This is a genomic window from Streptomyces sp. NBC_00249 (assembly GCF_026342355.1).
Taxonomy (GTDB): domain Bacteria; phylum Actinomycetota; class Actinomycetes; order Streptomycetales; family Streptomycetaceae; genus Streptomyces.
Genome location: NZ_JAPEMV010000005.1, coordinates 217347 through 243828, shown reverse-complemented (window position 1 = coordinate 243828; position 26482 = coordinate 217347). Strand labels below are relative to the sequence as shown.

At 73.0% G+C, this 26482-nt stretch carries 29 protein-coding genes; 21 read left to right on the top strand and 8 right to left on the bottom strand.

What is annotated here, in order from left to right; translation table 11 throughout:
• Nucleotides 1-96 precede the first annotated feature (96 nt).
• Together OOK31_RS22865 and OOK31_RS22860 are read left to right on the top strand one after the other, a co-directional pair.
• Nucleotides 97-300, top strand: coding sequence for a cold-shock protein (locus tag OOK31_RS22865; RefSeq protein ID WP_007502648.1), 204 nt, complete (start codon nt 97-99; stop codon nt 298-300).
• A gap of 131 nt (nt 301-431) precedes the next feature.
• On the top strand, nt 432-2111 hold the full coding sequence (locus tag OOK31_RS22860) for a DEAD/DEAH box helicase (protein WP_267089166.1): 1680 nt from the start codon (nt 432-434) through the stop codon (nt 2109-2111).
• A gap of 82 nt (nt 2112-2193) precedes the next feature.
• Here OOK31_RS22860 and OOK31_RS22855 read toward each other — a convergent pair whose 3' ends face one another.
• From OOK31_RS22855 to OOK31_RS22835, 5 genes are read right to left on the bottom strand one after another with little or no spacing between them, the layout of a single operon-like run.
• Nucleotides 2194-3135 (bottom strand): tyrosine-protein phosphatase, encoded by a 942-nt coding sequence (locus tag OOK31_RS22855; protein ID WP_267089165.1) that lies wholly within the window; start codon nt 3133-3135, stop codon nt 2194-2196.
• Between the two features lie 28 nt (nt 3136-3163).
• A complete protein-coding gene (locus OOK31_RS22850) occupies nt 3164-4222 on the bottom strand; it encodes a nitronate monooxygenase family protein (RefSeq protein WP_267089164.1) in 1059 nt (352 codons plus the stop codon).
• A gap of 16 nt (nt 4223-4238) precedes the next feature.
• Nucleotides 4239-4961 (bottom strand): CoA-transferase subunit beta, encoded by a 723-nt coding sequence (locus OOK31_RS22845; RefSeq protein ID WP_267089163.1) that lies wholly within the window; start codon nt 4959-4961, stop codon nt 4239-4241.
• A complete protein-coding gene (locus OOK31_RS22840; protein ID WP_267089162.1) occupies nt 4958-5809 on the bottom strand; it encodes a CoA transferase subunit A in 852 nt (283 codons plus the stop codon). The genes OOK31_RS22845 and OOK31_RS22840 overlap by 4 nt, the downstream gene beginning before the upstream one ends.
• Nucleotides 5806-6555 (bottom strand): enoyl-CoA hydratase family protein, encoded by a 750-nt coding sequence (locus OOK31_RS22835; protein WP_267089161.1) that lies wholly within the window; start codon nt 6553-6555, stop codon nt 5806-5808. The genes OOK31_RS22840 and OOK31_RS22835 overlap by 4 nt, the downstream gene beginning before the upstream one ends.
• A gap of 56 nt (nt 6556-6611) precedes the next feature.
• On the opposite strand from OOK31_RS22835, the gene OOK31_RS22830 reads away from it, so the two are divergent.
• The 11 genes from OOK31_RS22830 to OOK31_RS22780 all read left to right on the top strand — a co-directional run bounded on the left by OOK31_RS22830 (nt 6612) and on the right by OOK31_RS22780 (nt 15734).
• Nucleotides 6612-7376 carry an SDR family oxidoreductase gene (locus OOK31_RS22830; protein WP_267089160.1) on the top strand — a complete coding sequence of 255 codons (765 nt, stop codon included), beginning with the start codon at nt 6612-6614 and terminating at the stop codon, nt 7374-7376.
• Between the two features lies 1 nt (nt 7377).
• On the top strand, nt 7378-8286 hold the full coding sequence (locus tag OOK31_RS22825; protein WP_267089159.1) for an SDR family oxidoreductase: 909 nt from the start codon (nt 7378-7380) through the stop codon (nt 8284-8286).
• Nucleotides 8287-8374: 88 nt separating this feature from the next.
• Nucleotides 8375-8758 (top strand): VOC family protein, encoded by a 384-nt coding sequence (locus tag OOK31_RS22820; protein WP_267089158.1) that lies wholly within the window; start codon nt 8375-8377, stop codon nt 8756-8758.
• Between the two features lie 268 nt (nt 8759-9026).
• Entirely contained in the window at nt 9027-9680 is a 654-nt protein-coding gene (locus OOK31_RS22815; RefSeq protein ID WP_267089157.1) for a DUF4360 domain-containing protein, read from the top strand.
• Nucleotides 9681-9727: 47 nt separating this feature from the next.
• Complete coding sequence (locus OOK31_RS22810) at nt 9728-10384, top strand: DUF4360 domain-containing protein (protein WP_267089508.1); 657 nt, start codon at nt 9728-9730, stop codon at nt 10382-10384.
• A 150-nt stretch (nt 10385-10534) separates the two neighbouring features.
• On the top strand, nt 10535-11317 hold the full coding sequence (locus tag OOK31_RS22805; protein WP_267089156.1) for a 2-keto-4-pentenoate hydratase: 783 nt from the start codon (nt 10535-10537) through the stop codon (nt 11315-11317).
• Between the two features lie 57 nt (nt 11318-11374).
• Nucleotides 11375-12268 (top strand): acetaldehyde dehydrogenase (acetylating), encoded by an 894-nt coding sequence (locus OOK31_RS22800; RefSeq protein ID WP_267089155.1) that lies wholly within the window; start codon nt 11375-11377, stop codon nt 12266-12268.
• Nucleotides 12265-13299: a 4-hydroxy-2-oxovalerate aldolase gene (dmpG, locus tag OOK31_RS22795; protein ID WP_267089154.1), complete on the top strand. Its 1035-nt coding sequence runs from the start codon at nt 12265-12267 to the stop codon at nt 13297-13299. Before OOK31_RS22800 ends, dmpG begins: the two co-directional genes overlap by 4 nt.
• Nucleotides 13300-13352: 53 nt before the next feature.
• The gene (locus OOK31_RS22790) at nt 13353-14489 is read left to right on the top strand and encodes a Rieske 2Fe-2S domain-containing protein (protein WP_267089153.1); all 1137 of its coding nucleotides are present in this window, start codon (nt 13353-13355) and stop codon (nt 14487-14489) included.
• On the top strand, nt 14489-14719 hold the full coding sequence (locus OOK31_RS22785) for a hypothetical protein (RefSeq protein ID WP_267089152.1): 231 nt from the start codon (nt 14489-14491) through the stop codon (nt 14717-14719). Before OOK31_RS22790 ends, OOK31_RS22785 begins: the two co-directional genes overlap by 1 nt.
• Nucleotides 14712-15734, top strand: a complete 1023-nt coding sequence (locus OOK31_RS22780) for a ferredoxin--NADP reductase (protein WP_267089151.1) — start codon at nt 14712-14714, stop codon at nt 15732-15734. Before OOK31_RS22785 ends, OOK31_RS22780 begins: the two co-directional genes overlap by 8 nt.
• Before the next feature lie 91 nt (nt 15735-15825).
• Here the strand turns inward: OOK31_RS22780 and OOK31_RS22775 are convergent, their stop codons facing one another.
• Complete coding sequence (locus OOK31_RS22775; protein ID WP_267089150.1) at nt 15826-16695, bottom strand: IclR family transcriptional regulator; 870 nt, start codon at nt 16693-16695, stop codon at nt 15826-15828.
• A 241-nt stretch (nt 16696-16936) separates the two neighbouring features.
• Between OOK31_RS22775 and hsaA the strand changes: the two genes are divergently transcribed.
• From hsaA to OOK31_RS22745, 6 genes are all read left to right on the top strand, one after another.
• Nucleotides 16937-18106 (top strand): 3-hydroxy-9,10-secoandrosta-1,3,5(10)-triene-9,17-dione monooxygenase oxygenase subunit, encoded by a 1170-nt coding sequence (hsaA, locus tag OOK31_RS22770; protein WP_267089149.1) that lies wholly within the window; start codon nt 16937-16939, stop codon nt 18104-18106.
• Complete coding sequence (gene hsaD, locus OOK31_RS22765) at nt 18106-18969, top strand: 4,5:9,10-diseco-3-hydroxy-5,9,17-trioxoandrosta-1(10),2-diene-4-oate hydrolase (protein ID WP_267089148.1); 864 nt, start codon at nt 18106-18108, stop codon at nt 18967-18969. Before hsaA ends, hsaD begins: the two co-directional genes overlap by 1 nt.
• 13 nt (nt 18970-18982) lie before the next feature.
• Entirely contained in the window at nt 18983-19876 is an 894-nt protein-coding gene (locus tag OOK31_RS22760) for a VOC family protein (protein WP_267089147.1), read from the top strand.
• Complete coding sequence (locus OOK31_RS22755; protein WP_267089146.1) at nt 19864-20364, top strand: flavin reductase family protein; 501 nt, start codon at nt 19864-19866, stop codon at nt 20362-20364. The genes OOK31_RS22760 and OOK31_RS22755 overlap by 13 nt, the downstream gene beginning before the upstream one ends.
• Complete coding sequence (locus OOK31_RS22750; protein WP_267089145.1) at nt 20361-22034, top strand: FAD-dependent oxidoreductase; 1674 nt, start codon at nt 20361-20363, stop codon at nt 22032-22034. The genes OOK31_RS22755 and OOK31_RS22750 overlap by 4 nt, the downstream gene beginning before the upstream one ends.
• A gap of 68 nt (nt 22035-22102) precedes the next feature.
• Nucleotides 22103-22381, top strand: a complete 279-nt coding sequence (locus OOK31_RS22745; RefSeq protein ID WP_267089144.1) for a hypothetical protein — start codon at nt 22103-22105, stop codon at nt 22379-22381.
• Between the two features lie 58 nt (nt 22382-22439).
• Here the strand turns inward: OOK31_RS22745 and OOK31_RS22740 are convergent, their stop codons facing one another.
• The gene (locus tag OOK31_RS22740; RefSeq protein ID WP_267089143.1) at nt 22440-23114 is read right to left on the bottom strand and encodes an HAD family acid phosphatase; all 675 of its coding nucleotides are present in this window, start codon (nt 23112-23114) and stop codon (nt 22440-22442) included.
• 245 nt (nt 23115-23359) lie between these two features.
• Between OOK31_RS22740 and OOK31_RS22735 the strand changes: the two genes are divergently transcribed.
• On the top strand, nt 23360-24319 hold the full coding sequence (locus OOK31_RS22735; protein WP_267089142.1) for an SMP-30/gluconolactonase/LRE family protein: 960 nt from the start codon (nt 23360-23362) through the stop codon (nt 24317-24319).
• 43 nt (nt 24320-24362) lie between these two features.
• Here the strand turns inward: OOK31_RS22735 and OOK31_RS22730 are convergent, their stop codons facing one another.
• Nucleotides 24363-25364, bottom strand: coding sequence for an NAD(P)-dependent alcohol dehydrogenase (locus tag OOK31_RS22730; protein ID WP_267089141.1), 1002 nt, complete (start codon nt 25362-25364; stop codon nt 24363-24365).
• A gap of 293 nt (nt 25365-25657) precedes the next feature.
• Between OOK31_RS22730 and OOK31_RS22725 the strand changes: the two genes are divergently transcribed.
• Complete coding sequence (locus tag OOK31_RS22725; RefSeq protein WP_267089140.1) at nt 25658-26479, top strand: serine protease; 822 nt, start codon at nt 25658-25660, stop codon at nt 26477-26479.
• Nucleotides 26480-26482: the final 3 nt, after the last annotated feature.

The following is a 26482-nucleotide window of genomic DNA, read 5'->3' as shown; positions in this document are numbered from 1 at the left end:
TTATGTGCGCCTGACGGGAATGCTCCGACAGGCGCTTTAATTGTTTTTACCGGGATCTCCGGATGGGGCCCTTGCCGCCTATTCAGGAGATTCAAAATGGCACAAGGCACCGTGAAGTGGTTCAACTCGGAAAAGGGCTTCGGCTTCATCGAGCAGGACGGTGGCGGCCCGGACGTCTTCGCCCACTACTCGAACATCGCCACCCAGGGCTTCCGTGAGCTCCAGGAGGGCCAGCGCGTGTCCTTCGACGTGACCCAGGGCCAGAAGGGCCCCCAGGCGGAGAACATCGTTCCCGCCTAATTTCTTCAGCATGCCGGGGTCCGCACCGCGAGGTGCGGGCCCCGGCTTGTCTGCTGTTTCGACCGCGTTCGCCTCGAACGCGTCTGTTCGACCGCGTTCTACCTTGCCGGTATCAGGAGGGCTCTTTCCGCATGACCAGCTCCAGCTCCGCACGACCCAGCCGCCGCCCCACCCGGGGTCGAGGTGCGGCCCAGGGACGTCCGAAGGCTGGCGCGGGACGGCAGAAGTCCGCCCCCGTTGCCCGGCCCCAAGAATTCACCATGCCCGAACCGCTGACCCCGGCCCTCCCGCCGGTGGACGCGTTCGCGGACATGGGCATGCCCGAAGCGCTGCTGAAGACCCTCGCGGCGCAGGGCGTCACCGAGCCCTTCCCGATCCAGGCCGCGACGCTGCCGAACTCCCTCGCCGGCCGTGACCTGCTCGGCCGCGGCCGCACCGGCTCCGGCAAGACGCTGGCCTTCGGCCTGGCGCTGCTGGCCCGCACCACCGGCCGCCGCGCCCAGCCGAAGCAGCCGCTCGCGCTGGTCCTCGTACCGACCCGCGAGCTCGCGCAGCAGGTCACCGACGCCCTGGCGCCGTACGCCACGTCGGTCAACCTGCGCATCGCGACCGTCGTCGGCGGCATGTCGATCAACCGGCAGTCCGGCGCCCTGCGCCGCGGCGCCGAGGTGCTCGTCGCCACCCCCGGCCGTCTGAAGGACCTCATCGACCGCGGTGACGCCGACCTCTCGCAGGTCTCCATCACGGTCCTCGACGAGGCCGACCAGATGACCGACATGGGCTTCATGCCCCAGGTCACCGCCCTGCTCAAGCAGGTCGAGCCCGAGGGTCAGACCATGCTGTTCTCGGCGACCCTCGACAAGAACATCGACAAGCTCGTCAAGATGTTCCTGCACGACCCGGTCGCCTTCTCCGTCGACCCGTCCGCCGGTGCGGTCAGCACGATGGAGCACCACGTCCTGTACGTCATGGACGAGACCGACAAGAAGGCCGTGGCGACGCGTATAGCCGCTCGCGACGGCCGGGTGATCATGTTCGTCGACACCAAGCGCGGGGTCGACCGCATGGTCAAGAAGCTCCTCGCGGACGGCGTACGCGCCTCCGGCCTGCACGGCGGGCGCTCGCAGCCGCAGCGCAACCGGACCCTCGACTGGTTCAAGACGGGCGAGGTCACCGCGCTGGTCGCCACCAACGTGGCCGCGCGCGGCATCCACATCGACGACCTCGACCTCGTCGTCAACGTGGACCCGCCCACCGACCACAAGGACTACCTGCACCGCGGCGGCCGTACCGCCCGTGCCGGTGAGTCCGGCAGCGTGGTCACCCTGGTGCTGCCCGACCAGAAGCGGGACATGACCCGCCTGATGTCGGACGCCGGGATCTCCCCGCGCACCGCGCAGATCAAGTCCTCCGACGAGGAGCTGGCCCGCCTCACCGGCGCCAAGGAGCCCTCGGGCATCCCCGTGGTGCTGGAGGTCCCCGTGGCCACCCCGCCGAAGCCGCGCAGCGGTTCCGGCTCCGGTTCCTCGCGCCGCCGCTCCGGCGGTCCCCGTACCCCCTCCGCCACGGGCGGCGCCCCGACGGGCGGCGGCCGCGGCCGCCGCGGCGGTTCCGGTGCCTCCGGGCAGGCGCCCGCGTCCGCGTCGGGCCAGGCCCGTCGCGGTCAGGGCGGCGGCCAGGGCGGCGGGGCCACCGGCTCCGCGGGCCAGGGCCGGCGTACCGGCGGGGGCTCCGCCGGCGGCGGCGCCGCCGCGGCCTCCGCGCGCAGCCGGGTCGGTTCCGGCGGGCAGGGCCGCCGCCGCGCGGTCTGATCCCCACCTTTCGGCACGACGGAGCCGGGCGGCGCGCACCAGCGCACCGCCCGGCTCCGTCGCGTTCCGGGGCGCCCGCCCGCTAGCGGACCAGCTTGGTCTGGAGCTTCGCGAGCGTCCGCAGGTCCAGGCCGAGGCCGTCCGTCAGGTAGCCGTAGAAGCTGCCGTAGTCGGCCTCCATCCGGGTGGTCGCGGCGTCCAGGTAGTCCTGACGGACCTCCTGGAGCGGGATCAGCAGGTCCGGGTTCTGCATCCGCCCCGACTGCTTGAGGCCCGCCCGCACCTGGGCGTCGTAGGCCCCCCGGAAGGTGTTCGAGGCGAGGTAGTCGCTCTCGGCGGTGGCCTCGGGTACGGCCAGCGAGCGCAGCAGGACGTAGCTCATCCAGCCCGTACGGTCCTTGCCGGACGTGCAGTGGTAGAGCAGCGGGCCCTGCTGGCCGTCCGCGATCTCCCGCAGGGTGGCCGCGAACTGCGCCCGGTTCTCGGGGCTGGTCACGAAGGTGCGGTAGATGTCGCGCATGTAGGCCTCGGCGCGGCCGCCGCCGAGCATCTGCTCCTGCTTGACGGGGTCGCCGCTGGAGATCGCGCCGACGAGGGTGCCGTACAGGCCCAGGTCGCTGACCGGGCGGGAGGTGGGGGTGAGCCCCTGCGGCAGCTTGTCGGCGCCGTCGTACTGGAGCTCCATCGGAATGCGGAAGTCGACGACCTTCGTGAGGCCGAGACCGGAGACGGTGGTGATGTCCGCCGCGGTCAGCTTGCTCAGTGCGTCGGAGCGGTAGACCAGCCCCTGGCGGACCTGACCGCCGGTGTACGTGCGGTAGCCGCCGATGTCACGGACGTTGACGGCGCCCTGGAGCGGGATCTGACGGATCGTTTCTGCTTGCTGGTGCAGCGGGTGGGTCCAGTGCCGGGCACTGGCTCCCGCTGCGGGCGCCGCCGCCGCGTGGGCGGCGGCCGGCAAGGCTGCGACGACGAGGGCGGCGGCGGCAGCCGCGGTCGCCAGTCGGATTCGGGCACGGCTCATGGGCGACTCCTGTGGCGGAGAAGGGGGATCACCCTGGTGGTGGCAGGGTGCCGAGCGTGAGCAGTACTGCGTGTGCCTCGGCCATGACGCGGTCGACGAGCTCCGCACAGGACGGCAGATCCTCGATCACCCCCGCGACCTGGCCGGATGCCATGACTCCGAGGTCCGTACGGCCCTCGACCATGGACGCCTTGAGGAGCATGGGGGTGTTCGCGGCGAGCAGGACCTGGCTCCAGGACAGGTCCTTGCCGTGTTTCATCGCCAGCCCGTCGCGCACCATCCGCGACCAGGACAGGCCCGACAGCTGCTTGAAGCCCGCCGCGTGCCGGACGGCGCGGGCCAGCGCCCTGGCCCGCCCCGACCGCTCCAGGGCCTCGACCAGCTCGGTGCGCAGCATCCGGTGCGGGAGCCCGTCGACGGCCGTGGTGACGGTGACGTCCTTCACGCCGGCCTTCAGGTACTCGGCCTTGACGGCGTCCGGGACGGTGGAGTCGGAGGTCAGCAGGAAGCGGGTGCCCATGGCGATGCCCGCGGCCCCGTAGGCGAGGGCGGCGACCAGGCCGCGGCCGTCGTGGAAGCCGCCCGCCGCGACCACCGGGATGTCCACGGCGTCGACCACCTGCGGCAGCAGCACGGTCGTGGCCACGTCCCCGGTGTGCCCGCCGCCCTCCCCGCCCTGCACGATCACCGCGTCCGCGCCCCAGGCCGCCACCTTCTCGGCGTGCCGGCGCGCCCCGATCGAGGGGATCACCACCACGCCCGCGTCCTTGAGGCGGGCGATCAGCTCCTTCGAGGGGGCCAGGGCGAAGGAGGCCACCCGTACGCCCTCGTCGATGATCAGCTGGGCGCGCTCGGCCGCGTCCCCGGCGTCCGCCCGCAGGTTGACGCCGAACGGGGCGTCGGTGCGGGACTTGACCTCCTGGACGGCCGTGCGCAGCTGGTCCAGGGTCATCGTCGCCGAGGCCAGGATGCCCAGCGCCCCCGCGTTCGCCGCGCCGGACACCAGGCGCGGTCCGGCCACCCATCCCATGCCCGTCTGCACGATCGGGTGGCGGACCCCGACCAGCTTCGTGAACGCCGTCTCCATACCGGTCCCCCTCACCTCAGGCCCGTACTTCCCGCTCGCGCAACCCCTTGGGGTCGATGACCTCGCGGATCAGCCGCAGCTCCTCTTCCGTGGGCTCGCGGGTGTACGGGACCTCTTCCGCCACCGCCAGCTCGAAGCCGGTCGCCGCCCGGACCCGGTCGAGGGTGACGCCCGGGTGCAGGGAGGCCAGGCGCATGGAGTGCCCCGGGCCGGTGAAGTCGAACACCCCGAGGTCGCTGACCACGCGGGGCAGCCGGTGGAAGCGGGTCACCCCGGCCGCCTCGGCCCGGTCGTACCCCACTCCGCTGACCATGTCGACGCGCTCGACGAAGACCCGGGGCGAATGCCTGGGCACCCAGTAGCTCACCGGGTTGTTGAGGGTGTTGACCGGCGCCCCGCGCACCCCGAGGAGCTGGCGGGAGGGGCGTTCCCAGTCGCCGATGCAGGAGATGTTCTGGTTGCCGTACCGGTCGATCTGGCTGGCGCCCATCATCACGTGCCGCCGCCCGCCGGTGACCATCGCCAGGTGCCGGCGGTACGGGAGCCAGCCCTCGGGCGTGCCGTCGAGGCCGACCAGCATCGCCTCGCCGTCGGTGAGCAGCAGGTCGGGGGAGAAGGTGCGCTTGGCGAGCCGGGCCCCGAAGGAGGGGATCAGGCCCATCGGGCTGGCGAGGACCTCGCCGTTGTCGCGCCAGGCCTCGGCGCAGGCGATCACGCAGTACTCCGCACGGCTGATCACTTCTGCTCCTCGTGCCAGGTCCGGACGGCGGACTGGTAGTCGTGCTCGCTCCCGCCGGACAGGAAGCGCGCGGCGAACTCGGGCCAGGGGGTGGAGGCGTAGAGCTTCTGGAAGGGCTCGTCGCGGTCGTAGTCGGGCGCGCAGGAGGTGAAGTGCGCGCCGTTCGGGGTCTCCACGACCCCGGTGACGGAGTGCCGGCTGACCAGGAGGGACTGGACGGGGCCCGCCTTGGAGAACTCGGCGGTCTCGACGAGCTGCTCGCAGGAGACGTACGCGGTGTCGGCGGCCTCGCAGAACAGGTCGTCGAAGTACGGGTCGGGTCCCAGGTACTGGGCGTTGCCGAGGCGGTCGGCGCGGCCCAGGTGGACCAGGGCCGCGTCCATGCGCAGGGCGGGGACGGCGACGAACTCCTCGCCGTCGGCGTAGGGGGAGGTGACGGTGCGCAGTTCCGGGTTGACCCGCATCACGTCGGAGCCGAGGCCGGCGCGGACGGGCAGGAAGGGCAGGCGGTTCGCGGCGGCGTGCAGGCCCCACATGAACATGGCCTCGTCGAGTTCGGTGAGGGTGAGGGCGCCGCTCTCCCGGGCGGCCCGGAAGTGCGGCTCCAGCGGGATCGAGTCGAGGGTGACGAAGGGGGCGACGAGCCTGCGGATCCGGCCGGCGGCGGCGAGGAGGCCGACGTCGGGGCCGCCGTACGAGATCACGGTCAGATCGGTGATCTCGGACCGGAGCAGTGCTCTCACCAGGGCCATCGGCTTGCGCCGCGCGCCCCAGCCGCCGATGCCGAGGGTCATGCCGCTGCGCAGCCGCCCGACCACCTCGTCGGGGGTCATGGTCTTGTCGGTCAAGGGGTCTCTTCCTTCCCGAAGGTGTCGCGGACCCGGTCGGCCACCCCGCTGAGGTTGGCCTCGAAGGTGAAGCCCTGCTCGAAGCGGTAGCTGCGGCGCACGTCGACGGGGTCGATGCCGTTGATGGCGGCCTTGGCCAGCCGGATCAGGTAGCCGTCCTTCTTCGCGATCTCGGCGGCCAGCGCGAGGGCGGCGCCCCGCAACTCCTCGCGCGGGACCACCTGCCAGACGGAGCCGTGCGCGTGCAGTTCGGCGGCGGTGGCGGTGCGCGAGGTGTAGTAGAGGGTGCGCATCAGGTGCTGGGGGACGAGCCGGGCCAGGTGGGTGGCGGCGCCGAGGGCGCCCCGGTCCAGCTCGGGCAGGCCGAAGACGGCGTCGTCGGAGGCGACGATCGCGTCGGCGTTGCCGACGAGGCCGATGCCGCCGCCCAGGCAGAAGCCGTTCACGGCGGCGACCACCGGGACCTCGCACTCGTAGACGGCGGCGAAGGCCTCGGAGCAGCCGCGGTTGGCGCCGATGAGGGAGGCGTGCCCGGTGTCGCGCTGCATCTCCTTGATGTCGACCCCGGCGTTGAAGCCGCGGCCCTCGGCGGCCAGCACCACGCAGCGGACCTCGGGATCGCGGCCGGCGGCGCGCAGGGCGTCGGCGAGGTCGTACCAGCCCTGCACCGGGAGGGCGTTGACGGGCGGGAAGTCGACTGTGACGAGTGCGATGCCCTTGTCCGGGCTGGAGGTGGAGACACCCATGAGCGGATCAGCTACCTTTCCACCAAACATTTGTTAGGTGAGGAAGGTAGCAGCCGATGGAGCTCAATGGGAGGGTTGTCGTCGTCACCGGCGGAACCCGGGGGGTGGGCGCCGGAATCGCGCGCTCCTTCCTCACGGCCGGGGCGCGGGTCGTCGTCTGCGCCCGGCGGCCGCCGGAGGAACCGGTGACGGCCGGCGGCCGGGAGGCCGCCCACATCCCCGTCGACCTGCGCGACCCGGAGGCCGTCGGCGCGTTCTTCGAGGAGGTCGCCGAGCGGTACGGGCGGCTCGACTGCCTGGTCAACAACGCGGGCGGCACCCCGTACCGGCTCCTGGAGGAGGGTGGGCCCCAGCGGCACGCGCGGGTGCTGGAGCTCAACCTGATCGCCCCGCTGACGGCCTCGCTCGCCGCCTATCCGTCACTGCGGGCCTCCCGCGGCTCGGTGGTGATGATCGGCAGCGTCAGCGGCACCCGGCCCTCGCCCGGCACCGCGGCCTACGGGGCGGCCAAGGCGGGACTGGAGAACCTGGCCCGGTCGATGGCGGTGGAGTGGGCGCCCGAGGTCCGGGTCAACTCCCTCGTCCTCGGCATGGTGCGCACCGAACTGTCCCACCTGCACTACGGGGACGAGGCCGGCCTCGCGGCCGTCGGGGCGACCGTCCCGCTGGGGCGGCTCGCCGAACCCTCCGAGGTGGGGGAGGCGGCCGTGTTCCTGGCCTCCGACCGGGCGGGGTACGTCAGCGGCGCGAGCCTGCTGGTGCACGGGGGCGGGGAGCGCCCGGCGTTTCTGGATGCGGCAACTGTCAACAAGGAGGACTGAGATGGGTATCGCCGAAGGTCGTGTGGTCGTCGTGACGGGTGCCGGGCGCGGACTGGGCCGGGCGCACGCCCTGGCCTTCGCGGCGGCGGGGGCGCGGGTCGTCGTCAACGACCTGGGGGTGGGCCTCGACGGGCAGCCCGGGCCCGACAGCCCGGCCGAGCTCGTCGCCCGGGAGATCCGGGCCGCGGGCGGGCAGGCCGTGACGCACGGCGGGGACATCGCCACCGCCGAGGGGGCGGCCTCCCTGGTGGACCGCGCGGTGGCGGAGTTCGGGCGCCTGGACACCCTGGTCAACAACGCGGGCTTCCTGCGGGACCGGATGCTGGTCAACCTGGACGAGGACGACTGGGACGCGGTCGTACGGGTCCACCTCAAGGGCCACTTCCTGCCCCTGAAGTACGCGGCGGCCTGGTGGCGGGCCGAGGCCAAGGCCGGCCGGCAGGCCGCGGCCCGGGTGGTCAACACCTCCTCCGGCGCCGGACTGCTGGGCTCCGTCGGCCAGGGCAACTACAGCGCGGCCAAGGCCGGCATCCTCGGCATGACCCTGGTCGCGGCGGCCGAGATGGGCCGGTACGGGGTCCAGGTCAACGCCATCGCCCCGGCGGCCCGGACCCGCATGACGGAACAGGCCTTCGCGGAGTCGATGGCCGCGCCGGGCGAGGGCGCCTTCGACGCGATGGCCCCGGAGAACGTGTCCCCGCTGGTGGTGTGGCTCGGCTCCGACGCCTCGGCCGGGGTCACCGGCCGGGTCTTCGAGGCGGAGGGCGGCCGGATCACGGTGATGGAGGGCTGGCGCCCGGGCCCGACCACCGACCGCGGCGCCCGCTGGACCCCGGCCGAGGCGGGCGAAGCGGCGGCGAAACTCCTCGCGGAGTCCGAGCCCCCGCAGCCGGTCTACGGGGCGCGCTAGGACAGGCCCTGGGCCGTAGGCCGTGTCGTGGTGAGCGGGTGCATCAACCCGGTGGCGTCCGGAGGGGAAGTGGGGAAGGCTCACACGCATGTTTTCGGTAGTGCAGAACGTAGCGATCGACTGTACGGACGCCTTTGAACTGGCCCGGTTCTGGAGCGGGGTGACCGGCCGTCCGCTGGATCCGCAGGACAAACCGGGAGACCGGGAGGTCCGGGTGCAGCTGGCGGAGGGCCCGGCGCTGTACTTCAACCAGGTGCCCGAGCCCAAGAACGGCAAGAACCGGATCCATCTGTGTCTGCGCCCCGAGAACTCGCGGGAGCAGGAGGTGGAACGGCTGCTGGGCCTCGGCGCAACCCTCGTCGGCGATCACCGCAATCCCGACGGCTCCGGCTGGGCGGTCCTCGCCGACCCCGAGGGCAACGAGTTCTGCGTCCTGCGCAGCGACTCCGACTGGGCCGCGACGCCTTCCTGACGCTCGCGGACGGCCTGGGCGCCCAGCGGGGGGCGGGGTTCTGGACATCCCCGCCCCGCGGACGCCCGCCCCGGCCCGCCGGGGCGGGGCGGCGGGGCTGATGGGCCGCCGTCGGCCCGGTGACGGCCTCGCCGGTTCCGGCCAGGGGGCGGGGGCCGGGCCCGGGGGCGGGGCGCTTGTCCGGTACGCGTCCCTCCCCGGCACCCCCGGCCGTGATGGCATGTGCATGCCCAACCCTCATCCGGTCCGACGGACGGAGAACCAGGACATGCACGTACGCAGACTCGCCTTCGGGGCCGCCACCGTCGCCCTCGCGGCCATGGCCGCCCCCGCCCCCGCCCAGGCCGACACCCCCACCGTGCCGCCACCGGGCCGCGTCACCGTCGACGTGGTCGGGGTGAACGGCTCCGGGTGCCCCCAGGGAACCACCGACGTCGCCGCCGCCTCCGACAACACCGCCTTCACCGTCACCTACAGCAACTACCTCGCCCAGACCGGCGCCGGCTCCGGCGGCACCGAGTTCCGCAAGAACTGCCAGCTCGCCCTGCGCGTCCACGTCCCCCAGGGGTTCACGTACGCCATCGCCCGCGCCGACTACCGCGGCTTCGCCCACCTCCAGCGCGGCGCCTTCGGCCAGGAGCGCGCGAACTACTACTTCCAGGGCTCCGCCCAGACCGCCCGCAGCACCCACCAGGTCAACGGCCCCCACTCCGACAACTGGCAGGCCAGCGACCAGACCGGCTACACCGACCTGGTCTGGGCCCCCTGCGGCGAGGAACGCAACCTCAACGTCAACACCGAACTGCGGGTCTACGGCGGCACGTCCAGCCCCTCGGCCCTCAGCTTCATGAGCATGGACTCGACCGACGGCAGCGTCAGCACCGTCTACCACTTCGAGTGGAAGGAATGCCCCGCCGCCTGACAGCGCACCGCGCGTACACAGAAGGAGTGACAACGATGTCTCGTCCCCTGTCCCGCACCCTGCTCGTCAGCGGCGCGGCCGCCGCCCTGATCGCCACCGCCGCCCCGGCGCAGGCCACCGCCCCGCAGATCACCGTCCCGCCCGACAAGATCGTGATCGAACTCGCCACCGTGAACGGCTCGGGCTGCCGCGAGGGCACCGCCCAGGTCGCCGTGGCCCCCGACAACACCGCCTTCACCGTCACCTACAGCGAGTACATGGCCCAGGTCGGCCCCGGCGCCCCGCCCACCGCCTTCCGCAAGAACTGCCAGCTCAACCTCAAGGTCCACGTGCCCTCCGGCTTCACCTACGCGATCGTCCAGGCCGACTACCGCGGCTTCGCCTTCCTCCAGCCCGGCGCGAGCGGCGTGGAACGGGCCAACTACTACTTCCAGGGCATGCCGCAGACCTCCCAGCGCACCCACCAGTTCAACGGGCCCCTCAACGACAACTGGCAGTCCACCGACAGGACCGAGTACGCCGACCTGGTCTGGGCGCCCTGCGGGGAGAAGCGCAACTTCAACATCAACACCGAGCTGCGCGTGAACGCCGGCACCTCCAACCCCCAGACGTCCACCAGCTTCATGGCCATGGACTCCACCGACGCCAGCGTCAGCACCCTCTACCACATCGCCTGGCAGGTCTGCCCGGCCCCGAGGACGTAACGGCGAAGCGCGGCGGCACGTACGGGCCGGGCCCCCGCGGGGGCCCGGCCCGCAGTCTTTCCCGCTCAGCGGGAACACGCCCTCCCGCCCGCGACCGCCCCCCGCCTACCGTCTGCGGCACCACACACCACCGCGGCCGGGAGGACCCCCATGCTGAACGACCGGCTCCGGCGCGAGGCCGCCGAGCTGCTGCGCACGGCGGAGCGGGAGCGGGCCCCCGTACCGCCGCTGACCGAGCTGTTCGAGGGGATCGGCACGCAGGACGCGTACGAGATCCAGCTCCTGGGCATCCGTCGGCGCACCGGGGACGGCGCCTGCGTCACCGGGCACAAGGTCGGCCTGTCCTCGCCCGTCATGCAGGCCATGATGGGCGTCGACGAACCCGACTACGGCCACCTCCTCGACGCCATGGAGCTGCGCCCCGACACCCCCGTGCGGGCGGCCGCGTACTGCGCGCCCCGCGTCGAGGTGGAGGTCGGCTTCGTCCTCGGCGCCGACCTGCCCGGCGAGGGCTGCACCGAGGCCGACGTCCTGGCCGCCACCGAACGGGTCGTCCCCGCCCTGGAGCTGATCGACAGCCGCATCGCGGACTGGCGCATCACCATCGCCGACACCATCGCCGACAACGCCTCCTCCGCCGGCTACGCCGTCGGCGAGGGCCGCGACCCCCGCGAGCTGGACCTGAAGGCCATCGAGGCCCGCCTCGGCAGCGGCGGCAACACCCTCGCCGAAGGCCGCTCCGACGCCGTCCTCGGCGACCCCGCCACCTCCGTCGCCTGGCTGGCCCGCACCGTCGCCCGCTTCGGCGTCCCGCTGCGCAAGGGGCACCTGATCCTGCCCGGGTCCTGCACCCGCGCCGTGGACGTGTCCGCCGGCCGGACCTACACCGCCGAGTTCACCGGGCTCGGCTCCGTGTCCCTCACCTTCGCCTGAGCCGCCCGGCCACCCGGCCGTGAAGCCCGCGACCCAGGCCCCGTACGGGAGTACCGCATGAAGAAAGCCACCGCCGCCATCGTCGGCTCCGGCAACATCGGCACCGACCTGCTCCACAAGCTCCTGCGTTCCCCGCACATCGAGCCCCGCTGGATGATCGGGGTCGACCCCGACAGCGAGGGCCTGGCCCGCGCCCGCCGCGCCGGACTCGACGCCTCCCACGAGGGCGTCGACCGGCTCCTGGCCCGCGGTGAACTCCCCGACCTGGTCTTCGAGGCGACCTCCGCATCCGTGCACCGGGCCAACGCCCCGCGCTACGCCGAACTCGGCATCAAGGCCGTCGACCTGACCCCGGCCGCAGTCGGCCCCGCCGTCGTCCCGCCCGCGAACCTCACCGCCCACCTCGACCGGGCCAACGTCAACATGATCACCTGCGGCGGCCAGGCCACCATCCCCATGGTCTACGCCGTCTCCCGCGTGGTGCCCGTCGCCTACGCCGAGATCGTCGCCTCGGTCGCCTCCGTCTCGGCCGGCCCCGGGACCCGCGCCAACATCGACGAGTTCACCCGCACCACCGCCCGCGGCATCGAGGAGATCGGCGGCGCCGCCCGCGGCAAGGCCGTCATCATCCTCAACCCGGCAGACCCGCCGGTCATCATGCGCGACACCGTCTTCTGCGCGATCCCCGAGGACGCCGACCGCGAGGCGGTCACCCGCTCCGTCAAGCAGGTCGTCGAGGACGTCGCCTCCTACGTCCCCGGCTACCGGCTGCGCGCCGAGCCGCAGTTCGACGACCCCTCCCCGCTGAGCGGCGGCACGGCCCGGGTCGCGATCTTCCTGGAGGTGGAGGGCGCGGGCGACTACCTGCCGCCCTACGCCGGAAACCTCGACATCATGACCGCCGCCGCCACCAAGGTCGGCGAGGAGTTCGCGAAGGGGATCACCGCGTGAGCACGAAGGCGACGTACTCGGACACCCTCGACATCCGGATCACCGACTCCTCCCTGCGGGACGGCTCGCACGCCGTACGCCACCAGTTCACGGCCGAGGACGTCCGGTCGGTGGTGACCGCCCTCGACGGCGCGGGCGTCCCCGTCATCGAGGTCGCCCACGGCGACGGACTCGGCGGCTCCTCCTTCACCTACGGCTTCTCCAAGACCCCCGAGCAGGAACTCATCAAGGCCGCCGCCGAGACGGCGCGGAACGCGAAGATCGCCTTCCTGATGCTGCCGGGGCTGGGCGTGAAGGACGACATCCGCGCCGCGCACGCGGGCGGCGGGCAGATCTGCCGGATCGCCACCCACTGCACGGAGGCCGACATCTCCGTCCAGCACTTCGGCCTCGCCCGCGAGATGGGCCTGGAGACCGTCGGCTTCCTGATGATGTCGCACGCCACGAGCCCCGAGAACCTCGCCCGCCAGGCCCGGATCATGGCCGACGCCGGCTGCCAGTGCGTCTACGTCGTCGACTCCGCGGGCGCCCTCGTCATGGACCAGGTCACCGACCGGGTCGCGGCGCTCGTCGCCGAGCTGGGCGACGACGCGCAGGTCGGCTTCCACGGCCACGAGAACCTCGGCCTCGGCGTCGGCAATTCGGTCGCCGCCGTCCGCGCGGGCGCCCTCCAGATCGACGGCTCCACCCGCCGCCTCGGCGCGGGCGCCGGCAACACGCCCGTCGAGGCCTTCGCCGCCGTCTGCGAGCGGATGGGCATCCGTACCGGCATCGACGTCCTCACGATCATCGACGCCGCCGAGGACGTGGTGGCGCCCGTCATGGACGAGGAGTGCCGCCTCGACCGGATGTCCCTGCTCATGGGCCACGCCGGCGTCTACTCCAGCTTCCTCAAGCACGCCTACCGCCAGGCCGAGCGCTACGGGGTCTCCGGCGCGCAGATCCTGCTGCGCGCGGGCGAACGCCGCCTCGTCGGCGGCCAGGAGGACCAGCTCATCGACATCGCCGTCGAACTCGCCGGCGAGCGCTGACCACACCGCCCCCTGCCCCCGCACCACACCACAACGAAGTGGAGGGCCACCCCGTGACCTCAACCGACGAATCCCCCCGAGTCATCGAGGCGGGCACCGTACCGGCCCGGTTCGCGCGCGGCTGGCACTGCCTCGGCCTCGCCGCCTCCTTCAAGGACGGCGCCCCGCACGAGGTGGAGGCCTTCGGCACCCGGCTGGTCGTCTTCCAGGGCGAGGACGACGCCGCGCTGCACATCCTCAACGCCTACTGCCCCCACATGGGCGGCAACCTCGCCCACGGCACGGTCAAGGGCGACACCGTCGCCTGCCCCTTCCACGACTGGCGCTGGTCCGGCGACGGCCGCTGCGCCGCCATCCCCTACGCCCGCCGGGTCCCGCCCCGCGCCAGGACCCGCGCCTGGACCTCCCTGGAACAGAGCGGCCAGCTCTACGTCTGGCACGACCCCGAGGGCAACCCGCCGCCCCCCGAGGTCACCGTCCCCGAGATCGAGGGCTACGGCAGCGACGGGTGGAGCGACTGGAGCTGGAACTCCCTGCGCGTGGAGAACTCCAACTGCCGGGAGATCGTCGACAACGTCGTCGACATGGCCCACTTCTACTACGTGCACTACGCCTTCCCGCACTACTTCAAGAACGTCTTCGACGGGCACGTCGCCACCCAGTACATGGAGTCCACCCCGCGCGGCGACATCGACCTCGGCACCCTCTCCACCGGCGGCGGACTGCGCTCCGACGCCTCCTACTACGGCCCCTCCTACATGATCGACCGGCTGTGGAGCGACGTCGGCGGCGGCCTGGAGATGGAATCCGTCCTGATCAACTGTCACTACCCCGTCGACGAGAACAGCTTCGTCCTGATGTACGGGGCCATCGTCAAGAAGCTCCCCGGCATGAGCGACGCGCAGGCCGCCGACGCCGCCCGCCTCACCGCCGAGGGCCTCGCCGTCGGCTTCGAGCAGGACGTGGAGATCTGGAAGAACAAGACCCGCATCGACAACCCCCTCCTCACCGAGGAGGACGGCCCCGTCTACCAGCTCCGCCGCTGGTACGAGCAGTTCTACGTGGACGCCGCCGACGTCAAGGACGAGATGGTCCGCCGCTTCGAGTTCGAGATCGACACCACCCGCGCCACCGCCGCCTGGAAGGCCGAGGTCGCCGAGAACCTGGCCCGCCGGGCGGGGGAGCGGTGATGCGGCCCGTCGCCTGCGGGGTGTGCGGAAACCAGGTGCTCTGCGAGAAGTTCAGCCCCGCCCACACCCAGGTCCAGTGGACCGCGGAGGCCGCCGCGGCCTGCCCCCGGATCGCCGAGGCCGTCACCCGCGGGGAGCTCAGCGCCCGCGTCCGCTCCTGCGCGGCGCTGCGCGACAGCATCGAGGCGGCCGTCCGGGAGGGCCGCCTGGAGGTGCCCGCCGATGCCTGAGCAGGCGGGCCCCGGCCCGCTGAAGGTCCGCGTCCTGGAGCGGGTCCAGGAGACCGCGGACGCCGTCTCCCTGGTTCTGGACGCCGAACTTCCCTACGCCCCCGGCCAGTTCCTCACCCTGCGGATACCCGGCGGAGCGGCCCGCTGCTACTCCCTGGCCAGCTCCCCGCACACCGGCGAGCCGATGCGCATCACCGTCAAACGGGTCCCCGGCGGGCGCGGCTCCGGCTGGGTCTGCGACACGGTGGCCGCCGGGGACGAGCTGGAGGTCCTGGCGCCCGCCGGCACCTTCACCCTCGGCCCCGGCGGCCTCGACGGGGACCTGCTGCTCGTCGCGGGAGGCAGCGGGATCACCCCCGTGCTCTCCCTCGCGAAGTCGGCCCTGGCGGCCGGGCGGGGGCGGGTCGCGCTGCTGTACGCCAACCGCGACCCCGGCTCGGTGATCTTCCGGGGCGAGCTGCGGGGCCTGGCCGAGGAGCACCCCGGGCGGCTCGCCGTCGTGCACTGGCTGGAGAGCCTCCAGGGGCTGCCGACCGCCGGGCGGCTCGGGGCGCTCGTGGCCCCGTACGTCGGCCGTGACGCCTGGCTGTGCGGGCCGGGCCCGCTGATGGACGCCGCCGAGAGCGCCCTGCGCGCGGCCGGGGCGCCGGGCGGCCGGATCCACCGCGAGCGCTACTTCTCGCTGAGCGGCGACGTCTTCGCCCCCGCCGGGCTCCCGGCGCCGGTCCCTCCCGCCGGGGGCGGGGCCCTCGCCGAGGTGGAACTCGACGGGAGCGTCCACACCGTCGCCTGGGAACGGGGGACCCCGCTGCTCGACGTCCTGCTCGCGGCCGGGGTCGCGGCCCCGTACTCCTGCCGCGAGGGCGCCTGCAGCGCCTGCTGCTGCCGGGTGGTGGAGGGCGAGGTCACGATGGCCCGCAACGAGGTCCTGGACGGCCAGGACCTGGCCGAGGGGTACGTCCTCGCCTGCCAGGCGCTCCCGCTGACCGACCGGGTCCGCCTCAGCTACGGGTGAGGCCGGCGGGGTGCGAAAAGGCTCCGGGCCCGGCCCCCTGGCGAGGGGTCGGGCCCGGAGCCCCACTCGTGCGATGGCAGATGACTACCCGCTACATCCACTCGCTGAACCGCAACCAGCCCATCATGTTGTCCATCGCCCGCGCGGACACCGCCGGCTCCTGGTCCTGCGGCGGCGCGCCCGCCGCCCGCCCCGCCCGCCCCGGCCCGTACAGCTCCCGCCACACCGCCCGCGCGCAGGCCAGTACGGCGGGCGCGAGGCGCGCCAGTTCCCGTTCGCCCCGGCAGGACGACACCGACACCGCGGCGATCGCCCGCCCGGCGCCCCGCAGCGGCGCGGCGACGCAGCAGATGCCGCGGAAGCTCTCCTCGCGGTCGTGGGCGATCCCGCGCTCGCGGGTCGCGGCCAGCTCCGAGCGCAGCGCGAGCGGCCGGACCAGGGTCCGGGGCGTGCGCGGGCGCAGCCCCTGCGCGAGGACCCGCTCGACGGTGTCCGGGTCGCTGAACGCGAGGATCGCCTTGCCGCTCGCCGTGGAGTACGCGGGCATCCGGCCGCCGACCCGGGAGGGCACGGTGGTGGCCTCCGAGCCGCCGATCCGCTCCAGGCAGACCACCTCGGCCCCGTCCAGCACGGAGAGGTGCACCAGCTGGCCCGTCTGCTCGTGCAGGGCGTGCAGCAGCGGCAGGGCGGCGCGGCGCAGCCGGTTGTGGTGGGAGGCGAGCGCGCCGAGCTCCAGCATCCGCATGCCCATGCGGTAGTCCCGGCCCTCCCGGTCCAGCCAGCGCAACTGCACGAGCTGGTCGAGGATCCGGTGGGCGGAGGAGCGCGGGATGCCGGAGCGGCGCACCACTTCGGTGAGCGAGAGCCGTGGCTCCGCGCCTTCGAAGGCACCCAGTACTTTCGCGGCCTTCTCCAACAGCGACAGCGGCGCCGGCTCGGTCTCCATGACCTGGTCGAGCACGAGGAACCCCCTGCGTGAGGCGTTGGGGCGACCCTGCCACGCGCCCCCGGGCGCAGGGAAGCACCCGGAAGCATGTATTTCATTCAGTAATACTCCTGATAGTCGGATGGAGACCTCCGGCCGGACCGGAACGACCCCGCCGACCGCGTTCCCACTCAGCGGGAACGCCGCATTCCTCGCCCCGGACCCCCGGGCGTACGTTCACCGCACCCCGAAGCCGACACCCCCCGAAAGGGACACCATGAGCGACGAAGACGTCCTCGACGCAGTCCGCGCCCTCGCCCCGGCCCTGCGCGAACGCGCCGCCGAGGCGGAGGCCCAGCGCAAGGTCCCCGAAGCGAGCGTCAAGGAACTGACGGACACCGGCTTCTTCCGCCTCCTCCAGCCCCGCGCCTACGGCGGACGCGCCGCGGACCCCGCCGTCTTCTACGCCGCCGTCAAGGAGATAGCCAAGGCCTGCGGCTCCACCGGCTGGGTCTCCTCCGTCGTCGGCGTCCACCCCTGGCACGTGGCCCTCTACGACCCCCGCGCCCAGGAGGAGGTCTGGGGCGCCGACCGCGACACCCGCATCTGCTCCTCGTACGCCCCCACCGGCAAGGTCACCCCCGTCGACGGAGGCTTCACCCTCAGCGGCCGCTGGCACTTCTCCTCCGGCTGCGACCACGCCGACTGGGCCCTGCTCGGCGGACTCGTCACCGACGCCGAGGGCCGGCCCGTCGACATGCGGACCTTCCTGATCCCCCGCTCCCAGTACCGCATCGACGACGTCTGGGACACCGTCGGCCTGCGCGGCTCCGGCTCCAACGACATCGTCGTCGACCCGGTCTTCGTCCCCGACCACCGCGCCCTCAGCTTCGGCCCGGTCACCGCCCTCCAGGTCCCCGGCCACGCCGTCAACCCCGAGCCCGTCTACCGGCTCCCGTACGCCTCCGTCTTCACCACCACCATCTCCACCCCCGTCGTCGGCATCGCCGAGGGCGCCTACGAGGGCTACGTCGCCGCGACCCGCGAGCGCTTCCGGATCTCCTACGGCCAGCAGGTCGCCGAGGACCCCTTCGCCCAGGTCCGCATCGCCCGCGCCGCCAGCGACATCGACGCCTCCTGGCTCCAGCTGCGGCGCAACATCGCCGACCTGTACGCCCTCGCCGAACGCGGCGAACCCCTGCCGACCGCCCTGCGCACCCGCGCCCGCCGCGACCAGGTCCTCGCCACCGAACGCTGCGTCGCCGCCGTCGACCTGCTGATGGAGAACGCCGGCGGCAGCGCCATGCGCACCGGCGCCGGCCTCGTCCAGCGGGCCTGGCGCGACGTGCACACCGGCCGCGGCCACGCCGCCAACGACCCCGAACGGGCACTCGTCCTCTTCGGGCAGGGAGCCCTCGGCCTCGACATCCAGGACACGATGCTCTGATGCTCACGTACGAGAGCACCTCGCGCACCGTCAAGGCCGGCGCCCTGAACCTCCATTACCACGAGGCCGGCCCGGCCGACGGCCCCGTCGTGATCATGCTGCACGGCGGCGGCCCCGGCGCCTCCGGCTGGTCCAACTTCGGCGGCAACCTCCCCCACTTCGCCACGCGCTTCCGCACCCTGCTGCTCGACCAGCCCTGCTACGGCCGCTCCGACAAACCCGAACCCGACCGCGACTACTTCAGCTTCAGCGCCCTGGCCACCATCGCCCTGATGGACGGACTCGGCATCGGACGCGCCCACTTCGTCGGCAACTCCCTCGGCGGCGGCACCGCCACCCGCATCGCCCTCGACCATCCCGGCCGCGTCGACCGGCTGCTCCTCATGGGCCCCGGCGGAATCTCCCTGAACCTCTTCTCCGCCGACCCCACCGAGGGCATCAAGCGGCTCTTCGAGTTCAGCTCCGCCCCCGAGCCCACCCGCGCGCAGATGCGTACCTTCCTGACCACCCTCGCCCACGACCCGGCCGTCGTCACCGACGCCCTCGTCGAGGAGCGCTACGCCCAGGCCACCGACCCCGAGGCCCGCCTCGGGGCCGCCCGGATGGCGGCCTCCTTCGCCAGGTGGCCCGAGGACACCATGCTCTGGCGCGAGGCCCACCGCATCAGCTGCCCCGTCCTGCTGACCTGGGGCCGCGAGGACCGGGTCAACCCCGTCGACGGAGCCTTCCTCGCCCTCAAAGCCATCCCCGACGCCCGCCTCCACGTCTTCCCGAACTGCGGCCACTGGGCCCAGACAGAGGCCGCCGCCGAGTTCAACCGCCTCGCCACCGCCTTCTTTCAACAAGCACAGCTCACCCCGTAGGGAGCCCCATCCCATGGACATCCGCGCACTCGGCTACCTCCGCATCGAGACCGCCGACCTCCCCGCCTGGCGCACCTACGTCCTCGACGTCCTGGGCATGACCGAGGCCCAGGGCTCCACGGACGAGCTGCTGAACGTCCGCATCGACGACCGCATCCACCGCTTCCAGTTCGTCGCCGGAACCCAGGACCGGCTGCTCGCCGCCGGCTTCGAAGTGGCGAACGCCCGCGCCCTCGCCGAGGCCGCCGCCGCACTCGAGGCCGCGGGCCTGCCCGTCAAGCAGGCCGACGCCGCCACCCTCGCCGACCGCCGCGTCCAGGACCTGATCCACTGCGAGGACCCCAGCGGCAACCCCCTGGAGATCTACTGGGGCCAGGCCCAGGACCACACCCCCCTCGCCGCCCCCTACGGCAACCGCTTCGTCACCGGCGACCTCGGCCTCGGCCACGTGGTCCTGCCCGCCCCCGAAACCGAGGCCACCCTCGACTTCTACGAGAACCTCCTCGGCTTCCAGCTGCGCGACTCGATGAAGCTGCCCCCGGTCGCCGTCCCCACCGGAGCCCCCGGCAAGGACTTCCACCGGATGCACTTCCTCAGCCCCAACCGCCGCCACCACAGCCTCGGCCTCTACCCCGGCGCCCTGCCGCCCGGCATCGTCCACTTCATGGTCGAACTGGAGAGCCTCGACGACGTCGGCTACTGCCTCGACCGGATGAACCGGGCGGGCATCCCCATCGCCTCCACCCTCGGCCGGCACTCCAACGACCACATGGTCTCCTTCTACGCCCAGGCCCCCGGCGGCTTCCAGGTCGAGTACGGCTGGGACGGCCTCGTCGTCGACCCCGCCACCTGGACCGCGAAGGAGATCACCGCCGACAGCTTCTGGGGCCACCAGTGGAACGGCTGACCGAACCCCCGCTCGACCCGGCGCGCTTCCGCGAGGTCCTCGGCGCCTTCGCCTCCGGCATCACCGTCGTCGCCGCCCTCGGGGACGACGGCCGCCCGGCGGGACTCGCCTGCCAGTCCTTCGCCTCCCTGTCCCTGGACCCGCCGCTGGTCCTGCTCTGCGTCGGCAAGGGCTCCTCCAGCTGGCCCAAGGTGCGCGCCGCCGGCCGCTTCGGGGTCAGCATCCTCGCCGAGGAACAGCGGCAGGTGTGCGAGGCCCTCGGACGCAAGGGCGAGGACAAGTTCGCCGGCGTCGACTGGGAGCGCTCCGCGCACGGGGCCGTCCGCGTCCGCGGCGCCCTCGCCACCGTCGACTGCGCCCTCGACACCGTCCACGAGGCCGGCGACCACTACCTGGTCACCGCCCGGGTCCTCGAACTCGCCGCCCGCGACGGCGGATCGCCCCTGCTGTACTTCCGCAGCGACTACGCCACCGGAGCCTTCGGATGACCGACCCGTACGAGTACGACGCCGAGTACGACGTGGTGGTGGTCGGCTCCGGCGCGGCCGGACTGGCCGCCGCGGTCACCGCCCGGCTGCGCGGCCTCACCGCCCTCGTCGTAGAGAAGACCGACCGGTACGGCGGCTCCACCGCCCTGTCCGGCGGCGCCATCTGGGTCCCCGGCAACCTCCACCTCGACCGGGCCGGGCTCGCCGACACCCACGACAAGGCGCGCGCCTACCTCGACGCCACCGTCGGCGACCGGGTCCCGGACACCCGCAAGGAGGCCTACCTCGCCCACGGACCGCGCATGGTGCGGGAGTTCCACGACCGCACCGAGGTCCGCTTCATGTACACCCCGGGCTACCCGGACTACTTCCCCGAGGCGCAGGGCGGCATGGGCCAGGGGCGCTCCGTCGAACCGTGCATCGTGGACCTGAAGCTGCTGGGGGAGCTGGGCCGCGGAATGCGCCGGGCGGGCCTGCCCACGTACGGGCTGACCATGACCTCGTACGACTTCCGCTTCCTGAACATGGCCGGCCGGACCTGGGCGGGCCGCCGCACCTGCGTGAAGGTGGGCCTGCGGGCGCTCGGGGCGCTGGCCACCGGGCGCAGGCTGCTCTCCCTCGGCGAGGCCCTCGTCGCCCGGATGCGGCTCTCCCTGGACCGGCTCGGCGGGGACCTGTGGCTGTCGGCCCCGCTGACCGGCCTGGTCACGGACGCCTCCGGCCGGGTGAGCGGCGTACGCGTGACCCGCGCGGGCCGCGAGGTGAGCGTGGCGGCCCGGGGCGGTGTGGTGCTGGCCTCGGGCGGCTTCTCGCACGACCAGGCGCTGCGCGAGAAGCACCTGCCCGCCCCGACCTCCACCGCCTGGACCCACGCCTCCGAGGGGCAGACCGGCGACGCCCTGCGCCTGGGCGAGGAACTGGGGGCCGCCACCGACCTGCTGGACAAGGTGTGGGGCGCCCCCTCGGTGTGCCCGCCGGGCCAGAAGCCCTTCTTCCTCGTCGCCGACCGGGGCATCCCCGGCATGGTCATCGTCAACGAGGCGGGGGAGCGCTACGCCAACGAGGCGCTGCCGTACCACGCGTTCGTGGACCGGATGTACGCCGCCGACCGGCCCGAGGCGCGGACCGTACCGTCCTGGCTGGTCCTCGATGCCCGTTCCAAGGCCCGCTACCTCTTCGCGGGCCTCTTCCCGGGGCAGCCCTTCCCCAAGTCCTGGCGCGAGAGCGGCTTCCTGAAGCAGGCCGCCACCCTGGAGGAACTGGCCCGGGAGATCTCCGCGCCCGGCCTGCCCGCAGCGGTCCGCCGCTTCAACGCCTTCGCCGAGCGGGGCGTCGACGAGGACTTCGGGCGGGGGGAGAGCGTCTACGACCGCTACTACGGCGACCCGACACTGCCCAACCCGAACCTCGCGCCGCTCGACAAGGGTCCCTTCTACGCGGTCCCCGTGCACCCCGGGGACATCGGCACCAAGGGCGGCCTCGTCACCGACGGGGACGGCCGGGTGCTGCGCGAGGACTCCTCACCGATCGAGGGCCTCTACGCCTCCGGCAACTGCTCGGCGGCGGTGATGGGGGAGACCTATCCCGGTCCGGGCGCCACCATCGGCCCCGCGATGGCCTTCAGCTGGGCGGCGGTCAACGCCATCGCGGGCGAGCGCGGCCGCCCCTGACGGAGCCGCGTGTTCCGCCGTCGCGCGCCGGGAACATATGCCGGACACGTCGGTGAAGGGGGTAGAGCGTGATCCGGGACGGACGCTGGGCCACGATCAGTTCGGTGCTGTGCTTCGTGGTGTGGGGGGTGCTGGGCTGGATCCTGTTTGATCCGGACCTCCGGGGCGTCCAGGAGGGGCTCGGCTGGTGGATGGCCGCCATCGCCCTCGCGCCCATGCTGCTCGCCGGCGTGCTCATAGCCGTCAGCGACTCGCCCGATGACGGCGACGGCGCAACCACCGCCTGGGCCGACCGCCACGGCGCAGGCTGGCGGGGCGAGGACAGCTGCGGCGGGTGCGGGGGCTGAGGGACGGCGGGCCGCCGCAACCGGGCTGCGGGTGCGGCGGCCCTGGAGGGGCGCCGGGTCAGGAGAGCTTGCCGCCGTAGTCGGGGAGCTTGACGGTGCGCTCGGCGTGCCCGCCGACGAGGTCGCCCTCGTTGTTGCCGATGTTGGCGATGATCGTGTAGCCGCGGGCCTCGATCTCGGCGCGCTTGCCCGTCTTGTAGGCGCTGACCTGGCCGAACAGGTCGGGCAGGTCACGGACGTAGAGGCCGGAGACCGGGTATCCGACCGCCTTGAGGTTGCGCTCGGTGAGGGAGTACACGATGCCGGGGCGGGCGGTGACGAAGAAGATCGCCACCCCGCGGTCGTGCGCGTACCGGGTCAGCTCACGGACCTTGGCGATCGCGGGTGTCGGGGAGGTCCAGAACCAGTGGAAGTCCGTCTCCAGCGAGGTGTTGTCGATGTCGAGGACGATCGCGGGCTTCTCACCGGCGGGGGAGGCGGCGATCCGCTGCTCGATGGCGGGGCGGACCGCGTCGACGACGTCGGCCACGTCGCGCTGCCACGTCGCGTAGTCGATGCCGAGGAACACGGCGTTGCCGCCGGGCGCCGAGGCGGAGACGGCCGGCGCGGACGCGGCCGGGGCGACGGGGGCGGCCGCGGCGGCGCCCGCGGGCAGCAGGGCCATGACGGCGGCGGCCGCCGCTACGGTGGCGGCGGCGGTACGGGTGGTGCGGGTGCGGCGGGTGCTGCGCATGGGGGGGACGCTCCTCGGTCACGCTTGGCATGTACGCGATCAGACTCCGGGAGTGCCGTGGCTCATTTCTACTGGCCGGTAGCGAACATTTCGTGTCCGTCCGGTGAAGCGGTCTCCACATCCGCGTGATCCACACCTCTCCATTCGGATTCTCCTTGCACTGGCTGTAGATCATCCTGCAATCTTCGGTGTGAGCCAGATGGCATTCGGTCTGGCGTGTGATGTGCAGAGGAAGGGAAGGGCCCATGACCAGCGAGCGCCCCGCGCTGTACGAGCTGTTCGACGACCGGTTCCGCACCGGACGGTGCATGAACGGCGACGACGCGCTGGAGGTCCTGTACACCGGCTGCCGCTGGGCCGAGGGCCCGATCTACCTGCCCGCCTGGCGGCAGCTGATCTGGAGCGACATCCCCAACGACCGGATGCTGCGCTGGGACGAGGAGACCGGCGCCGTCAGCGTCTTCCGCCGCACCGCCGGACACACCAACGGCAACACCCTCGACCGCGAGGGCCGGCTCATCAGCTGCGAACAGGGCAACCGCCGCGTGACCCGCACCGAACACGACGGCACCGTCACCGTGCTGGCCGACCGCTGGCAGGGCAAGCGCCTGAACAGCCCGAACGACGCGACCGTCCGGTCCGACGGCTCGATCTGGTTCTCCGACCCGGACTTCGGCATCACCAGCGACTACGAGGGCTACCGGGCCGAGAGCGAGATCGGCGCCAACCACGTCTACCGCATCGACCCCGGCACCGGCGAAGTGAGCCTGGCCGCCGACTGCTTTGAAGCGCCGAACGGGCTGGTCTTCTCGCCCGACGAGAGCCGGCTCTTCGTCTCCGACACCCGCGCCGGAGTCATCCGGGTCTTCGACGTGCGCGACGACGGCACCCTCTCCGACGGCAAGGTCTTCGCCGACGCGGCCGCCCGCCCCCGGGCCCGCTTCGACAACCTCCGCTTCGACGACGGCGGCCGGCTGTGGGCCGCCGCGATGAACGACGGCGTGCACTGCTACGACCCCGACGGCACCCTGATCGGGCGGCTCGACGTCCCCGAGGCGGTCGCCAACATCTCCTGGGGCGGCGCCAAGCGCAACCGCCTCTTCATCGCCGCCGAGACCAGCCTCTACTCCCTGGTCATGGGTGTCACCGGCACCCACCCGGCCGGCCCGGGCCACCGCCCCTGGCAGGACACGGCATCCCGGTGACCCCCGGCGGGCGGGACGCTCGGGCCGTCTCTTCCGAGACGGCCTAGGGCTGCGCGACGACGACGTTCCCGACGAAACCGCCCGCACGGTAGTACCGCAGCGCCTGCGGAACCTCCTCGAAGGGGAACACCCGGTGCACCGGGGGCCGCAGCCCCGCACCCTCCACGGCCCGGTTCATCGCCTCGAACTGGGCCCGGCTGCCCACCGCGAGGGGCCGCAGCACCGCGCCCGCGCCGAACAGCGCCGCCGCACTCGGCGCGGCCGCGCCCAGCGAATGCCCGACGAAGGCGATCTCACCGCCGGGCGCGACCGCCGCCAGTGACTGCGGCAGGTTCCCCACGACGTCCACGACCCGGTCCACACCCCGCCCGCCGGTGCGGCGGCGCACCTGCGCACCCCAGTCGGGGTCGTCGCCGGTGACGACCACCTCGTGCGCGCCGAGCGCCCGCAGCCGCTCCGCCTTCCCGGGCGTCCTGGTGGTGGCGATGACCCGCGCGCCCGCCAGGGCCGCGAACCGGACGGCGAACAGGGACACCCCGCCCGACCCGAGGGTCAGTACGGTCTCACCGGCCGACGGCGGGCGCCCGCCGGTCACCGCGTTCCACGCCGTGACGCCGGTCAGCGGCAGGGCCGCCGCCTCCTCGAACGACAGGTGCCCGGGCAGCGGGACCAGCCCCCGCTCCCCGGCCAGCGCGTACTCGGTGAGCACACCGTCGAGGGAACTGCCCAGCTGGGCGGCGTTGTCCAGGGAGAACGGCCCGTCGAGCCAGTCGGGGAACACGCTCGCCGCGACCCGGTCGCCGGCCGTGACCCGGGTGACGCCCGGACCGACCGCGACGACCTCCCCGACCCCGGCGCACCCGGGGACCACGTCCGGCCGCACCGGCAGCGGGTACGTACCGTCCAGCACCAGCAGCTCCCGCAGGCTGAGCGCCGCCGCCCGCACCCGCAGCAGCACCTGCCCCGGCCCCGGCTCCGGTACGTCGTGCTCGCGCAGCGACAGCCCGTCGATGCCCGCGCCGGGGCGCAGGTGGTAGCTGCGCATCACGCCGTCCCGCGGTGGCGGAGGGCGGCGGGGGCGGTGACCTGGAGGGCGGCGGGGGCGGTGACCTGGAGGGTGACCTGGGAGGTTGGCACGGGACGTCTCCGATCGAAGGTCCGGCGGAAGCTGACGTGACCGATCCTCCGCCGGGCCCCTCCCTCCCACCATTCCCTCCGGGGGAATTGCCGCTGCGCCCGCCCTTGTGCGGTGCGGGGGCCCCGGGGCCGGAAGTTGTCCGAAAACACGTTCTTGTCGCCCGCCGGACCCGCATGTGTCATGGACGTGTCATTCACCCGATGGCAGCACGCACAGCCCAACCCCCCACGAAAGGCAGTGTGTTGACCGTGGCCAACCTGACGCGAATCCTCAAGCGCACCCTCGCCGTCGGCGCCGTCGCCCTCGCGGCCGTCAGCCTCCAGCCCTCCAGCGCCGGCGCCTCCCCGGCCCCCGTCGTCGGCGGAACCCGCGCCGCGCAGGGCGAGTTCCCCTTCATGGTCCGGCTCTCCATGGGCTGCGGAGGCGCCCTCTACACCCAGCAGATCGTCCTCACCGCCGCCCACTGCGTGAACGGCTCCGGCAACAACACCTCCATCACCGCCACCGCCGGAGTCGTCGACCTCAACAGCTCCAGCGCCGTCAAGGTCAAGTCCACCAAGGTCCTCCAGGCCCCCGGCTACAACGGCAAGGGCAAGGACTGGGCCCTGATCAAGCTCGCCAAGCCGATCAACCTGCCCACCCTCAAGATCGCCGACACCAAGGCCTACGACAACGGCACCTTCACCGTCGCCGGCTGGGGCGCCACCCGCGAGGGCGGCGGCCAGCAGCGCTACCTGATGAAGGCCACCGTCCCCTTCGTCTCCGACGCCTCCTGCCAGAGCTCCTACGGCAGCGACCTCGTCCCCGGCGAGGAGATCTGCGCCGGCTACAGCCAGGGCGGCACCGACACCTGCCAGGGCGACTCCGGCGGCCCGATGTTCCGCCGCGACAGCGCGAACGCCTGGATCCAGGTCGGCATCGTCAGCTGGGGCGAGGGCTGCGCGCGCGCCGGATACCCGGGCGTCTACACCGAGGTCTCCACCTTCGCCAACGACATCCGCAACGCCGCGGCCGGCCTCTAGCCG

What these genes read in the sequence shown, in the direction of transcription:
- OOK31_RS22865 (WP_007502648.1), top strand. Translation starts at nt 97, where the DNA reads ATGGCACAAGGCACCGTGAAGTGGTTCAACTCGGAAAAGGGCTTCGGC.
- OOK31_RS22860 (WP_267089166.1), top strand. Translation starts at nt 432, where the DNA reads ATGACCAGCTCCAGCTCCGCACGACCCAGCCGCCGCCCCACCCGGGGT.
- OOK31_RS22855 (WP_267089165.1), bottom strand. Translation starts at nt 3,135, where the DNA reads ATGAGCCGTGCCCGAATCCGACTGGCGACCGCGGCTGCCGCCGCCGCC.
- OOK31_RS22850 (WP_267089164.1), bottom strand. Translation starts at nt 4,222, where the DNA reads ATGGAGACGGCGTTCACGAAGCTGGTCGGGGTCCGCCACCCGATCGTG.
- OOK31_RS22835 (WP_267089161.1), bottom strand. Translation starts at nt 6,555, where the DNA reads ATGGGTGTCTCCACCTCCAGCCCGGACAAGGGCATCGCACTCGTCACA.
- OOK31_RS22830 (WP_267089160.1), top strand. Translation starts at nt 6,612, where the DNA reads ATGGAGCTCAATGGGAGGGTTGTCGTCGTCACCGGCGGAACCCGGGGG.
- OOK31_RS22825 (WP_267089159.1), top strand. Translation starts at nt 7,378, where the DNA reads ATGGGTATCGCCGAAGGTCGTGTGGTCGTCGTGACGGGTGCCGGGCGC.
- OOK31_RS22820 (WP_267089158.1), top strand. Translation starts at nt 8,375, where the DNA reads ATGTTTTCGGTAGTGCAGAACGTAGCGATCGACTGTACGGACGCCTTT.
- OOK31_RS22815 (WP_267089157.1), top strand. Translation starts at nt 9,027, where the DNA reads ATGCACGTACGCAGACTCGCCTTCGGGGCCGCCACCGTCGCCCTCGCG.
- OOK31_RS22805 (WP_267089156.1), top strand. Translation starts at nt 10,535, where the DNA reads ATGCTGAACGACCGGCTCCGGCGCGAGGCCGCCGAGCTGCTGCGCACG.
- OOK31_RS22800 (WP_267089155.1), top strand. Translation starts at nt 11,375, where the DNA reads ATGAAGAAAGCCACCGCCGCCATCGTCGGCTCCGGCAACATCGGCACC.
- OOK31_RS22785 (WP_267089152.1), top strand. Translation starts at nt 14,489, where the DNA reads ATGCGGCCCGTCGCCTGCGGGGTGTGCGGAAACCAGGTGCTCTGCGAG.
- OOK31_RS22780 (WP_267089151.1), top strand. Translation starts at nt 14,712, where the DNA reads ATGCCTGAGCAGGCGGGCCCCGGCCCGCTGAAGGTCCGCGTCCTGGAG.
- hsaA (WP_267089149.1), top strand. Translation starts at nt 16,937, where the DNA reads ATGAGCGACGAAGACGTCCTCGACGCAGTCCGCGCCCTCGCCCCGGCC.
- hsaD (WP_267089148.1), top strand. Translation starts at nt 18,106, where the DNA reads ATGCTCACGTACGAGAGCACCTCGCGCACCGTCAAGGCCGGCGCCCTG.
- OOK31_RS22760 (WP_267089147.1), top strand. Translation starts at nt 18,983, where the DNA reads ATGGACATCCGCGCACTCGGCTACCTCCGCATCGAGACCGCCGACCTC.
- OOK31_RS22750 (WP_267089145.1), top strand. Translation starts at nt 20,361, where the DNA reads ATGACCGACCCGTACGAGTACGACGCCGAGTACGACGTGGTGGTGGTC.
- OOK31_RS22740 (WP_267089143.1), bottom strand. Translation starts at nt 23,114, where the DNA reads ATGCGCAGCACCCGCCGCACCCGCACCACCCGTACCGCCGCCGCCACC.
- OOK31_RS22735 (WP_267089142.1), top strand. Translation starts at nt 23,360, where the DNA reads ATGACCAGCGAGCGCCCCGCGCTGTACGAGCTGTTCGACGACCGGTTC.
- OOK31_RS22730 (WP_267089141.1), bottom strand. Translation starts at nt 25,364, where the DNA reads ATGCGCAGCTACCACCTGCGCCCCGGCGCGGGCATCGACGGGCTGTCG.
- OOK31_RS22725 (WP_267089140.1), top strand. Translation starts at nt 25,658, where the DNA reads ATGGCAGCACGCACAGCCCAACCCCCCACGAAAGGCAGTGTGTTGACC.